This is a genomic window from Bacillus sp. LLTC93, assembly GCF_002993125.1.
Classification (GTDB): Bacteria; Bacillota; Bacilli; order Bacillales; family Bacillaceae; genus Bacillus; species Bacillus zhangzhouensis.
The window spans coordinates 135,097-147,757 of sequence record NZ_PVME01000001.1 but is presented as its reverse complement, the minus strand read 5'-3'; the positions used below and the strand labels follow the sequence as shown (position 1 = coordinate 147,757).

10 protein-coding genes are annotated in these 12,661 nt (G+C 44.3%); 7 read left to right on the top strand and 3 right to left on the bottom strand.

Annotation, left to right across the window (positions count from 1 at the left end):
* The first annotated feature begins 2 nt into the window (after positions 1–2).
* The 6 genes from C6W18_RS00780 to C6W18_RS00755 are packed head-to-tail and all read left to right on the top strand — an operon-like array spanning position 3 to position 6,773.
* Complete coding sequence (locus C6W18_RS00780) at positions 3–1,352, top strand: acetyl-CoA carboxylase biotin carboxylase subunit (RefSeq protein WP_105925375.1); 1,350 nt, start codon at positions 3–5, stop codon at positions 1,350–1,352.
* Positions 1,349–1,564 carry an acetyl-CoA carboxylase biotin carboxyl carrier protein subunit gene (locus C6W18_RS00775; RefSeq protein WP_034322699.1) on the top strand — a complete coding sequence of 72 codons (216 nt, stop codon included), beginning with the start codon at positions 1,349–1,351 and terminating at the stop codon, positions 1,562–1,564. Before C6W18_RS00780 ends, C6W18_RS00775 begins: the two co-directional genes overlap by 4 nt.
* Before the next feature lie 12 nt (positions 1,565–1,576).
* The gene (locus C6W18_RS00770) at positions 1,577–2,482 is read left to right on the top strand and encodes a hydroxymethylglutaryl-CoA lyase (protein ID WP_105925373.1); all 906 of its coding nucleotides are present in this window, start codon (positions 1,577–1,579) and stop codon (positions 2,480–2,482) included.
* Between the two features lie 15 nt (positions 2,483–2,497).
* On the top strand, positions 2,498–3,280 hold the full coding sequence (locus C6W18_RS00765) for an enoyl-CoA hydratase (protein ID WP_105925371.1): 783 nt from the start codon (positions 2,498–2,500) through the stop codon (positions 3,278–3,280).
* An 18-nt stretch (positions 3,281–3,298) separates the two neighbouring features.
* Entirely contained in the window at positions 3,299–4,822 is a 1,524-nt protein-coding gene (locus C6W18_RS00760) for an acyl-CoA carboxylase subunit beta (RefSeq protein ID WP_105925369.1), read from the top strand.
* Between the two features lie 13 nt (positions 4,823–4,835).
* Positions 4,836–6,773 carry an AMP-binding protein gene (locus C6W18_RS00755; RefSeq protein ID WP_105925367.1) on the top strand — a complete coding sequence of 646 codons (1,938 nt, stop codon included), beginning with the start codon at positions 4,836–4,838 and terminating at the stop codon, positions 6,771–6,773.
* A gap of 30 nt (positions 6,774–6,803) precedes the next feature.
* Here the strand turns inward: C6W18_RS00755 and cysI are convergent, their stop codons facing one another.
* The 3 genes from cysI to C6W18_RS00740 all read right to left on the bottom strand — a co-directional run bounded on the left by cysI (position 6,804) and on the right by C6W18_RS00740 (position 12,013).
* Positions 6,804–8,522 carry an assimilatory sulfite reductase (NADPH) hemoprotein subunit gene (gene cysI, locus C6W18_RS00750; RefSeq protein ID WP_034322715.1) on the bottom strand — a complete coding sequence of 573 codons (1,719 nt, stop codon included), beginning with the start codon at positions 8,520–8,522 and terminating at the stop codon, positions 6,804–6,806.
* A gap of 32 nt (positions 8,523–8,554) precedes the next feature.
* Positions 8,555–10,375: an assimilatory sulfite reductase (NADPH) flavoprotein subunit gene (locus C6W18_RS00745; RefSeq protein ID WP_105925365.1), complete on the bottom strand. Its 1,821-nt coding sequence runs from the start codon at positions 10,373–10,375 to the stop codon at positions 8,555–8,557.
* Between the two features lie 210 nt (positions 10,376–10,585).
* Positions 10,586–12,013, bottom strand: a complete 1,428-nt coding sequence (locus C6W18_RS00740) for an aldehyde dehydrogenase family protein (RefSeq protein ID WP_105925363.1) — start codon at positions 12,011–12,013, stop codon at positions 10,586–10,588.
* 211 nt (positions 12,014–12,224) lie between these two features.
* On the opposite strand from C6W18_RS00740, the gene C6W18_RS00735 reads away from it, so the two are divergent.
* A complete protein-coding gene (locus C6W18_RS00735) occupies positions 12,225–12,650 on the top strand; it encodes a DMT family transporter (protein WP_034322722.1) in 426 nt (141 codons plus the stop codon).
* Positions 12,651–12,661: the final 11 nt, after the last annotated feature.

Genomic DNA, 12,661 nt, shown 5'->3' with positions numbered 1-12,661 from the left:
CGATGTTTCAACAAGTACTGATCGCCAATCGAGGCGAAATAGCTCGTAGAATTATTCGGACCTGTAAACGGCTCGGGATCAAAACAGTCGCCGTTTATTCAGAAGCAGATAAGCATGCACTTCATGTGCAAGAAGCAGATAGCGCATTTCCAATCGGAGGCGCAAAAGTATCTGAAAGCTATTTAAATGTGGAAGCGATCATCAAGGTGGCCAAACAAACAAATACAGATGCCATCCATCCTGGATATGGTCTTTTATCAGAGAACGCCGATTTTGCTGATCGTTGTCGAAACGAAGGAATAGCCTTTATTGGACCAACTGCACAAGTCATTCAGCAAATGGGGAATAAAATTCAAGCGAGAAAGACGATGGAACAAGCGGGCATCCCAATCGTTCCAGGTGTATCGGCCCCACTGCATGACGCAGATGAAGGGGTTAATAAAGCGCAATCGCTCGGTTATCCGGTCATGCTAAAGGCATCAAGCGGAGGCGGGGGAATTGGCATGCAGCTCGTTCGAAGTGACGAGGAGCTGTACAGAGCGTTTGAAGGAAATCAAAAAAGAGCACAAAGCTTTTTCAACGACGGTACTTTGTATATGGAAAAGGTGATTGAACACGCGCGGCACATTGAAATTCAAGTCCTCTTTGATTCCTTCGGCCACGGGGTTCACTTATTTGAACGAGACTGTTCACTCCAGAGAAGACATCAGAAAATCATTGAAGAAGCACCAGCCGCCTGTCTCGATGAATCGGTGAGACATCAGATGGGGCAAATGGCCGTCAAAGCAGCCAAAGCGATTGGCTATGAAAATGCTGGTACGATTGAATGTTTAGTTGATCAAAATCAACAGTTTTATTTCCTAGAAATGAACACGAGATTGCAAGTAGAGCACCCTGTCACAGAAGAAATCACAGGAATTGACCTTGTCGAGGAGCAGCTGAAAATCGCTGCATCAGAGCCGCTTTCCTTTAATCAGGAGGATATTCATCAAATTGGGCATGCCATCGAAGTGCGAATCTATGCTGAAGATCCAGTCACATTTTATCCATCACCAGGTACAATCACTACACTTTCTACACCTGTCGCCCCGTATATACGCCATGAGTCAAGTGTGACAAACGGGAGCGTTATTACTCCATTTTACGATCCAATGATTGCCAAAATGATTGTTTACGGTGATACACGAAAACTCGCAATAGAACGATTAAAAGCGGCATTACAAGCATATAAAATAGAAGGGATCAAAACGAATTTACCACTTTTAAGGGAAATGGCCGGATCATCTGCTTTCTTACATGGAAGGATCACAACCGATTTTCTGATGAAAAAAAGGGAGGAAAACCGTTCATGAAAACCGTCACGATACAAATGGCCGGGAACTTATGGAAGCTTCTTGTAAAACAAGGGGATGAAGTACAAAAAGGGCAGGAAGTCGCCATCTTAGAATCGATGAAAATGGAGATTCCAATCGTTGCAGAAGAGGCAGGTGTGATTAGCAAAGTGTATAAGGCAGAGGGTGAATTTGTCGATGAAGGAGAGGTGCTACTGGAGCTGACAGAATAGGAGGGAAGCCAAATGGCATTACCAAAACGTGTGCTTATCAGAGAGGTCGGCCCGCGGGACGGACTGCAAAATGAATCAGCTTGGCTGGACACAAACGAGAAGCGAGCATGGATCGATTTACTAGCAGCATCCCATCTTCCTTATATTGAAGTCACATCATTTGTCCATCCTAAATGGGTTCCAGCCTTAAAGGACGCCAAACAATTAGCCCAATCCTTAAACAAAAAAGACGATACCACCTATGCAGCACTCATTCCTAACGAAAAAGGCTTAGCCCATTTTTTTGAAGCAAATCTTGACGTAGGTGCTATGTTTATCTCTTCGAGTGAAACACATAACAAGAAGAATATGAATCAATCTATACACGAAACCCTTCCAGTCATCAAACAAATGACAGCAGATTTAAAAGCAGAAGGAAGGAACACTCGCGCGTATATTTCTACCGTGTTTGGCTGCCCCTATGAAAAACAAGTATCAATGGATCAAGTGCTACGGTTAACGGATATTCTGCTCTCCTATGGCATCGATGAAATATCACTCGGTGATACCATCGGAGAAGCCCATCCGCTGCAAGTAGAAAGACGATTAGACATTTTACTTGAACGCTTTCCTGCTGATAAAATCGCTCTTCATTTTCATGACACGAAGGGGATGGGGCTTGCGAATATATACACGGCATTAAAGGCTGGAATCACGACATTTGATTCCTCTAGCGGCGGGCTTGGCGGCTGTCCATATGCACCTGGCTCTAGCGGGAATGTGGCGACAGAAGATGTGGTGCATATGCTTCAAAAACTGGGGATTGAAACAAATATCGACCTACCTGCATTGATCAAAGCGGCAGAATGGATTGAAACAAAAGTAGAGCGAACCCTGCCTAGTCACTGCTTACGTGCTTTTCACTCTCATACTACTTAATAAAGGATGAATGACATGACATCATTGGTCAATTTTTCGATACAAGATGAGCAGATTGGCATCATGACCTTAAGCAGACCAGAACAAGCAAATTCCCTATCTGCTGGGATGCTGGAGGAGATCAACCAAACCATTCAAGAAATCAAACACGATGAAAGCATCCGCTGTTTGCTCATAACAGGAGCTGGCTCTAAAGTCTTTTGCGCAGGAGCAGATTTAAAAGAACGACGATTGATGGCAGAAGAAGAAGCCAAAGAAGCCGTTCTTACGATTCAGCAAACCTTTACTGAGATTGAATCCCTGCCTATACCTGTCATTGCAGTCATGAACGGACACGCACTTGGCGGAGGCCTTGAGCTTGCACTGGCTTGTGATCTTCGCATTGCAAGAACTGGAGCAAGACTCGGCCTGCCAGAAACAGGACTAGCTATCATTCCAGGGGCCGGGGGTACGCAAAGACTTCCGCGCCTGATCGGACTCGGTAAAGCAAAAGAGCTCATTTTCACAGGCGCTTCCTTACAAGCAGATGAAGCCTTACAAATTGGATTAATTGAACACATCTCTTTAGCAGATTCACTCATGAATGATGCCATCACCCTCGCAAAACAAATCGCTCAAAATGGACCTATCGCCTTAAAAGAAGCAAAACAAGCCATTCATTCTAGTCTTGATCACAATATACACACAGGTCTCATGAAAGAATACGAAGCCTATTTGCGTCTCATTCATACAAAAGATCGAATAGAAGGTCTTCAGGCTTTTCAAGAAAAACGAACGCCTCATTATAGAGGCAATTAGCAAGAAAGGGGAATGGGCATGATCGAGGAATATGAATTAAATAAACAGCGAATTCTTAAAGGCGGGTCCGAGCGATATCATCAAAAAAACAAAGAAAAAGGAAAATTGTTCGTCCGTGATCGGCTCCAGTTATTATTGGATCAGGATTCTTTTATTGAAGATGCTATGTTTGCAGAGTGTAAAGATGAACATTTACCAGCAGATGGTGTCGTCACAGGGACGGGGCGTATGAATGGACAGACAGTTTGCGTCATGGCGAATGACTCTACCGTAAAAGCTGGCTCATGGGGCGTCAAAACGGTCGAGAAAATCATTAGAATCCAAGAAACAGCCGAGAAGCTCAACTGTCCGATGCTGTATTTAGTCGACTCTGCGGGTGCTAGAATCACCGATCAAATCGCCATGTTTCCAGGCAGAAGGGGGGCAGGGCGCATTTTTTATAACCAAGTCAAGCTGTCTGGACGTATCCCGCAAATTTGTTTACTATTTGGTCCTTCTGCGGCCGGCGGTGCTTACATCCCTGCTTTTTGTGATATCGTCGTCATGGTCGAAGGAAATGCCTCCATGTATTTAGGCTCTCCACGAATGGCCGAAATGGTGATTGGAGAAAAAGTATCACTCGAAGAAATGGGCGGGGCAAAAATGCATTGCAGCATTTCTGGATGCGGAGATGTATTAGCGAAAACAGAGGAAGAGGCCATTCAAATCGCGCGTGATTATTTAACCTACATGCCTGCCAACTATACGGAAAGACCAAAAACGAAAGCCGCAAAAGCACCTAAATCATCTGAGATATCCATCCAAGACCTCATCCCTAAAGGTCAGAATACACCTTTCGATATGTATCAACTCATTGATTTACTCATCGATGAAGGATCATTTTTTGAAATCAAAAAGCTGTTTGCCGCAGAGCTGATCACAGGCTTTGGCCGCATGAATGGTCAGCCTGTAGGTCTTATTGCCAACCAGCCGAGGGTGAAAGGCGGCGTCTTATTTCATGACTCGGCTGACAAAGCTGCCAAGTTTATTCAGCTATGTGACGCCTTTCATCTTCCACTTCTCTTTCTTGCAGATATACCGGGTTTTATGATTGGAACAAAAGTGGAACAAGCTGGCATTATTCGGCACGGGGCGAAAATGATCTCTGCTATGTCAGAGGCAACTGTTCCGAAAATATCCGTCATCGTGCGTAAAGCATACGGTGCAGGATTATATGCAATGGCAGGGCCTGCCTTTGAGCCGGATTGCTGCCTTGCTCTTCCATCGGCGCAAATCGCTGTGATGGGACCAGAAGCCGCAGTAAATGCTGTCTATGCGAATAAAATTGCCGCACTGCCTGACGAAGAAAGAGCCGCATTTATACAAGAGAAACGCAAGGAATACCAGGAAGATATGAATATATACGAGCTTGCCTCTGAAATGATTGTCGACGGCGTCATCCCATTTGACCGTTTAAGAGCGGAACTGTGCAATAGATTACAAGCTTATACCTCTAAAGAGATGACATTTACGAGACGAAAACATCCGGTTTATCCGGTCTAAAGGGGGCGTCCTTATGATGAACCTGAAACCAGCATGGATACCGGGAGAGCAGATGATCAAAAAAACACGTCTTTACAAATGGATGAACTCACTTGGTTTTTCTACTTATGACGCATTCTATCAAGCTAGTATCGAGCGCACAGAATGGTTTTGGAAAGAAGCTGAAAAAGCCATCGGCATTCAGTGGAAGGTGCCGTATGAAGCCTCATTAGGTCAAGATTCATTCATGTGGCCAAAGTGGTATAAAGGCGGCCAATTGAACATCACCGAAACGGCCGTGGACAAATGGGCGGAGAAAGAAGAGACGAAACATCAACCAGCGGTGATTTGGGGAAATGAAGCTGGGGAAGAAAAGAGTTGGTCCTACCTCCATCTTCAGGAAAAAGTCAATCGTCTCGCAACTGGTTTTTTGAAGAAAGGGCTTCAAAAAGGGGATGTGGCGATCATCTATATGCCGATGCTTCCTGAAACGGTTGCTGTCATGCTTGCCTTTGCAAAGATTGGCGTGATCTTTAGTCCGGTCTTCTCGGGCTATGGAAGCGAGCCTCTTGCCGTACGCATTCGTGCTTCAGGTGCAACCATTGTCGTCACAGGTCATGAAATGACAAGGCGGGGAAAGACCATCAACATGCGAGCATGTGTCGCTGATGCGATCAAAAAAACAAATACCGTCAAAACAGTCATTGTGCATGCTTCCTCTGATACTGGATATCAAGATGATGTAAGACTAAATGATGTATTAAAAGAACAGCCGATGAACGACGACACGACCTATGTTACAAATGAAGACCCTCTCATGATTTTGTACACCTCTGGTACAACAGGCACGCCAAAAGGAGCTGTCCATACACATGCAGGCTTTCCTGTAAAAGCGGCTTTTGATGCTGGTCTTTGTATGGATGTCAAAATAGGAGACCGGCTGTTCTGGCTCACAGACATGGGCTGGATGATGGGACCGTTTCTAGTCTTTGGCGGCTTGATCAATGGAGCCGCGATTGTTCTATATGACGGCGCACCCGATTATCCAGATGAACAGCATCTCTGGTCATTCATCCATCAGCAGAAAGTGACCCATTTTGGGCTTTCGCCTACATTTGTTCGTTCTGCAATGCAGCAGAACCTTGCAGAAATTGAAATTCCGCATGTCAAAGCCATCATTTCTACCGGTGAACCTTGGAATGAAGCACCGTGGCAATGGCTTTTTGACACAATCGGTCAAAAGAACATCCCTATCTTAAACTATTCAGGGGGGACCGAAGTGTCTGGTGGCATTGTAGGAAGTACTTTGCTTCGTCCGATCAAACCGATTCTCTTCAATGCGGCGATCTTAGGAATGGCGGCAGATGTGTATAATGAATCAGGTCAGAGCGTCATGAATGAAGTAGGGGAGCTTGTTGTGAAAAAGCCATGGGTCGGCATGACATGTGGTTTTTGGAATGAGCCTGAGCGTTATGAAGACACGTATTTCAAACGATTTGACGGGGTGTGGACACACGGTGATTGGGTCATGCAAACAGAGGACGGAGTATTCCATATCACGGGCAGATCGGATGATGTCATTAATACAGCAGGCAAACGCATCGGTCCAGCTGAAATTGAATCCATCCTTGTGGGACATCCGGACGTGCACGAAGCCGCTGTGATTGGGGTAAAAGATGAGGTGAAGGGAGAGGCGCTCGTGTGTTTCATAGTGACCAGTTCACACTCTTTTGAAGAAGAAATGCTCATTCAAGAACTCAAAGCACACGTTGGTTCACATGCAGGAAAAGCGCTCACACCAAAAGAGATTCATCTTATTTCAGCTTTACCGAAAACAAGAAACGGAAAAATCGTCCGGCGTTTACTAAAAGGGGCGCATGAACAGAAGCCTTCACCAGACCTTTCTTCATTAGAAAACCCAAATGTGTATAACAGCATTTCCGCATACCTGAAAAGGAAACAGAATCAATAGAAAAAAGACAGGAAGGACCCCTGTCTTTTTTTATTGTACATGAAAATTCGTTCCATCGGTTGTTTCTTTGACAATACCTGCCCGTATCACAAAATCACCGAAATGTTCATTTTCTTCTCGTTCTTTTGCGTAGCGAGGGAGCAGAGAGCCAAGCTCGTTTAAAATGTCTTCTTCACCCACGTTTTCTCGGTACAGTTTACTTAACCTACTGCCATCAAACGCAGCGCCAAGATACATGTTGTATTTGCCAGGTGATTTTCCGATAAAGCCAATTTCACCTAAAGCATGACGGGCACATCCATTTGGACATCCAGTCATTCGAATGGTGATTTCTTTATCACTTAAGCCGTTATCTTCTACAATCTCTTCAATTCTATCAATCAAGCGAGGAAGGTAGCGTTCTGCTTCTGCCATTGCTAAGCCGCATGTTGGAAGAGAAACGCAAGCCATTGAACTGCGGCGCAGTGCAGAGTGCTGCTGGCCAGCTGATAAACCGAACTCCTGAATGAGCTGCTCGATTTGTTTCTTTTTATGAGATGTGACATTTCCAATGATTAAATTTTGATTCGCTGTTAAGCGGAAGTCACCTGTATGAATCTTTGCGATTTCACGAATACCTGTCATCAGCGGGTAATCATCGTAATCCGTGATACGGCCGCCTTCTACAAACATCGTATAATGCCATCTGCCATTGATGCCTTTTACCCAGCCATAGCGGTCACCATTATGATCAAAGTGATAATCCCGTGCGTCTAAAAGAGTAAACCCAAGGCGGCGCTCAAGCTCTTCTTTTACATTCTCAAGGCCGAGGCGGTCCACTGTATATTTAAAGCGGGCATTTTTTCGCACTGAACGGTTTCCATAGTCACGCTGAATGGTGATGACTTGTTTGGCAATCTCCACGACCTGCTCAGGTGTACAAAAACCGATGACCTTTGCAAGCTGAGGATAGGTCGCTGTATCACCGTGAGTCATACCCATTCCGCCGCCAATCGCGACATTAAAGCCGACTAATTGATCTTGTTCGATAATAGCAATGAAGCCTAGATCCTGCGAAAAAACATCAATATCGTTAGCAGGAGGGACCGCAACACCAATCTTGAATTTTCTTGGCAAATAAAGCGGCCCATACATCGGCTCAACCTCCGTATCAGGCGTTGCCGCTACCTTTTCCTCATCAAGCCAAATCTCATGATACGCTCTTGTTTGAGGAAGCAGGTCATCACTTAATTTTTTTGCCAGCTCGTACACATCATGGTGCACTTCCGATTGATAAGGATTCGATGTACACATCACATTCCGATTCACATCCCCGCAAGCAGCGATCGTATCAAGCATAGTGGAATGAATGTCTTGAATGGTCTTTTTCATGTTCCATTTTAAAATACCGTGAAGCTGAAAGGTTTCACGAGTTGTCAGCTTTAACGTGCCATTGCCGTATTTGTGAGCAAGCTCATCCATGACAAGCCACTGCTTTGATGTGGCGATTCCGCCAGGCAGACGTACACGCAGCATAAATTGATAGGCAGGCTCAAGCTTTTGTTTTTGTCGTTCATTTCTAAGATCACGATCATCCTGTAAGTAGCTGCCGTGATGCTTCATCAGGCGGTTGTCATCATCAGGAATTCCCGCTGAAATCGGATCAAGCATCACTTCTTTTAACGTACCTCGTAAATAATCACTTTTTTCTTTGATTTCCTCTACGTCGCTCGGAGGTCCATCCGGCGCTGTGAATGCTGTCTTCACCATGTCGTAAAAGCTCCTTTCTTTCAAGCATCAAATCAATAGACGTCACGCTGATAGCGTTTTTGCTGCTGCAAATTGGCAAGATAGCTTTCTGCTTTCTCTTTGCTCATCGCACCTTCTTCTTGAATAATCGATAGAAGGGTACCATGAACATCATGCGCCATATGTTTTTCATCTCCGCAAACATAGACATAGGCACCTTGCTCCAGCCATTCGAATAATTCTTTACTTTGTTTCTTCATTTGGTGCTGGACATATACCTTTTCCTCTGAATCTCTTGAAAAAGCCACATCCATTTTTGTTAAGACGCCATCCTTTAACCACTTTTGCCATTCGGTTTGATATAAGAAATCTGTCACAAAGTGCTGATCACCGAAGAATAGCCATGACTTTCCATTTGCACCGACTTCCTCGCGCTCCTGCATAAATGAACGGAAAGGAGCGATGCCTGTGCCTGGTCCTACCATAATGATCGGTGCATCAGGGTTTTCAGGAAGCTTAAAATTTTGGTTGTGCTGAATATAAACAGGCAGTGTATCACCTGGCTCTAAGCGCTCTGCACATAAGATCGAGCAGACACCTTGACGTTCTCTCCCGTGTGCATCATATCTCACAGCACCTATTGTCAAATGAACTTCTTCCTCATTGGCTTTCAGGCTGCTTGCAATCGAATAAAGACGTGCAGGAATTTTTCTTAAGATAGCAGTGAAGTCTGCCGCTGTTCCTTCAAAAGGACCGAAATCGCGAGCAGCATCTACTAAATCTCTTCCCGCTATATACGCTTTTAACTTTTCTTCATTTCCTTCTTCTAAAAGGGCATGCAAGTCTTTACTTTTTGTAAAGGACGCAATCTTTTGAAGAAGAGGTTTTGTTAATACTGTAATCTCAAAATGAGAGGTAAGTGCTTCTTTTAAAGGAAGCGTGTCGCCGTTTTTATGAACGGTTACGGCTTCGTCTGCCTTCCATCCGCATGTCGTGAGCAGTTCATCAACAAGCGCAGGATCATTTGTCGGATAAATACCAAGGCTGTCTCCCGGCTCATAAACAAGTCCTGATCCTTCAAGAGAAAGCTCTAGGTGGCGGGTTTCTTTGTTAGATCCGCGGCCATTTAGGTTAATATTTTCAAGCACTTCCGCATAAAAAGGGTTTGTTCTTGAGTATTCAGATGCAGCTGCTTGATTGGTTGCTGCCGCTGATTCTTGCGGGTTTGCTGCGGCTTCACCTTCGCTAAGAGATGATGCAACCCCTTGAAGCCATTCAGAGAACGGCTCATCATAATCAAGGTCACAGTCGACCCGGTCGAAAAGACGTGTCCCGCCCAGTTCTTTTAAGCGCTCGTCAAATTCTTTCCCCGTCTGACAGAAGAATTCGTATGAGCTGTCACCTAGTGAGAGGACAGAATAGCTTAAATGATCGAGCTTTGGCGCACGTCTGCCGTGAACATATTCATGGAAAGAAAGGGCATTATCAGGCGGATCTCCCTCACCATGTGTACTGACGATCACCAGTAAATTGTTTATTTTTTTCAGACTATTTGGTTTAAAATCTGGCATAGAAGAGAGCGTCACTTGAAAGCCTTTCTCTTCAAGATGCTGCGCTGTCTTTTTCGCTAAACCTTCGGAATTGCCTGTTTGAGACCCGTAAAGTACGGTCACATCTTTGCTGACAGGCTGCGCAGGTGCTACGGCAGAAGGAGAAGGAGCCAGAGTGGCAGTTTCTGATCCGGCTAGAGCTGCCTGTGCTGATAAATAACCGGTAAGCCAAATTTTTTGTTGATCTGTTAAAGTCGGAAGCAGCTGATTGAGTAACTCTGCCTGCTGCTGACTAAACGGACTGTTCAATACCTGAAGTTGCAACGATATCCACCTCACAAGGAATATAAACATAGATTAATTCGATAGGAATTATATATATAGGTTCAATTTGAACTTTACCGAAAGTTTGCCATTAAGTAAAATATATAATATTGATTGTCATGATTAAGATTTCTAATGACAAAGTTTGCGCAAATAGGGGAGAGGGCATAAAAAAGGAAAACGGATTACCGTTTTCCTTTTTTATCTGACTTATGCAGTTGGAAGCCCCATCACAGCTTTCACTTCTAAATATTCTTCGATACCGAAATCTCCCCATTCTCTGCCGATACCAGATTGCTTAAAGCCGCCAAATGGGGCAAAGTAATCTGTTTCGGCATTGTTAATGGTGATTTGTCCAGCGCGAATGTGTTCAGCGACATATTTTAGTGTCTTTTCATCTTTTCCAACCACATAGCCAGCAAGACCGTATACTGTATCATTGGCGATCTCAAGGGCATGATTTAGGTCCTGATAAGTGATCACACTCATGACGGGTCCGAATATTTCTTCTTGCGCAATGGTCATATCATTTTTCACATTTGTGAAAATCGTATGCTTCGCAAAATATCCTTTATCAATTCCGTCCGGCTTTCCAGTTCCCCCAGCAAGCAGGGTAGCACCTTCTTCGATTCCTTTTTCAATATAAGATTGCACGGTATCCCATTGTTTTTTGGATACGAGCGGACCAGTGGCGTGATCTTCTCTCGGATCACCAACTGTAAACTTTGGCAGGGCGTTCAGCAGCGCTTTTTCAAACGCATCTTTCATTGATTCTGGAATGAGCACACGTGTGGCTGCCGAACACACTTGACCTGTATTCATCGCAATATGATGAACGGCGGTTTCGGCTGCCTCATCCTCATCTGCATCATCTAAGACAATAAGAGGGGATTTCCCGCCAAGCTCAAGAGCCACTTTCTTCACATTGTCCGCCGCGTTTTCCATAATTTTAGAGCCAACAGCACCTGATCCAGTAAATGAAACAAAGTCAATATCAGGATGTGAGCTAATACCGTCACCAATAACGTCACCAGTTCCGTTTACTAAGTTGAAGACTCCTTTCGGTACGCCTGCTTCATCAATGATTTCTGCAAGAATCATCGCAGCAAAAGGTGTAATTTCCGCTGGCTTTAAGACAACTGGTGAGCCTGCAGCAATGGCACCCGCGATTTTAAGTGATGTTTGGTTTGTTGGGAAGTTCCACGGTGTAATCAATCCGCTGACGCCAATCGCTTCTTTTATAATAGTATGTCCTCCGCGGTCCTCGGTAAATGTATAAGATTTAAGTGCTTCCGCTGCTTTAGAAAAATGTTCATAGCCCATTTTGTAATGAACCTCTTCTGATACTTTAAGCGGTGCACCGAGCTCTTGTGTCATGACTTCTACAAGTTCATCCTTGCGCTTTTCATACCCGCGCACAATGTTTTCCAGCATCTCTAATCGTTCATTTCGAGACGTTTTTGAGAAAGAAGGGAAGGCGGCACGAGCTGCTTTGACGGCCTTATCTAAATCTTCTTTTGTTCCTAAGCTGATTGTGCCAATGACTTCCTCTGTAGCGGGGTTAATGACTTCCGTCGTTTCGTTTCCTGTTGATGCGCCCCATTCTCCATTAATAAAATGTTTCTCTTGATTTCTCATTCTGACATGTCTCCTTTTTATATGTGATTCAATTCGATATTCTGTTTTCAGCTGATATAAAACTGTACCCACTGTGAAAAATCTAAAACGAAGAAACTGCAAAAGAAAAAGTTTCTGATATAATACGCAAAGTGGGACATATGTCCTTTTCAACATCAGGGCATCTATCATTTAATAGAACTAGACTGAAAAAGAAGGAGCATTTGAAAGAATGAAAGGTGTTATTTTCGCATTATTAGGAGGCGCTTGTATTACACTGCAAGGCGTAGCCAACGCAAGAATTAGTCAAGATATCGGTACATGGCAGGCAGCAACCATCACCCAGCTGACCGGTTTTATCATCTCTTTATTCATTTTACTCATCGTACGGGATGGGCACTTCAGGGAGTATCAAAAGGTGCAGCCACTCTATTTAATTGGCGGTGCATTTGCAGCCATTATTATCTTTAATGAAGTCACCGCAATTCAAATAATCGGTGTGACCCTCACCATCGCTGCTTTACTGATAGCCCAGCTTGCGTTTACCTTTGCAATTGATGCAAAAGGATGGTTTGGTGTACAGAAGAAGAAAATGAAATGGCCTCATTATGCAGGAATTCTTTTGATGATTGCGGGCGTGATCATTTTAAAGCTATAAAGGAGGTAGTC

What these genes read in the sequence shown, in the direction of transcription:
- C6W18_RS00775 (WP_034322699.1), top strand. Translation starts at nt 1,349, where the DNA reads ATGAAAACCGTCACGATACAAATGGCCGGGAACTTATGGAAGCTTCTT.
- C6W18_RS00780 (WP_105925375.1), top strand. Translation starts at nt 3, where the DNA reads ATGTTTCAACAAGTACTGATCGCCAATCGAGGCGAAATAGCTCGTAGA.
- C6W18_RS00760 (WP_105925369.1), top strand. Translation starts at nt 3,299, where the DNA reads ATGATCGAGGAATATGAATTAAATAAACAGCGAATTCTTAAAGGCGGG.
- C6W18_RS00765 (WP_105925371.1), top strand. Translation starts at nt 2,498, where the DNA reads ATGACATCATTGGTCAATTTTTCGATACAAGATGAGCAGATTGGCATC.
- cysI (WP_034322715.1), bottom strand. Translation starts at nt 8,522, where the DNA reads ATGGTGAAGACAGCATTCACAGCGCCGGATGGACCTCCGAGCGACGTA.
- C6W18_RS00770 (WP_105925373.1), top strand. Translation starts at nt 1,577, where the DNA reads ATGGCATTACCAAAACGTGTGCTTATCAGAGAGGTCGGCCCGCGGGAC.
- C6W18_RS00740 (WP_105925363.1), bottom strand. Translation starts at nt 12,013, where the DNA reads ATGAGAAATCAAGAGAAACATTTTATTAATGGAGAATGGGGCGCATCA.
- C6W18_RS00755 (WP_105925367.1), top strand. Translation starts at nt 4,836, where the DNA reads ATGATGAACCTGAAACCAGCATGGATACCGGGAGAGCAGATGATCAAA.
- C6W18_RS00735 (WP_034322722.1), top strand. Translation starts at nt 12,225, where the DNA reads ATGAAAGGTGTTATTTTCGCATTATTAGGAGGCGCTTGTATTACACTG.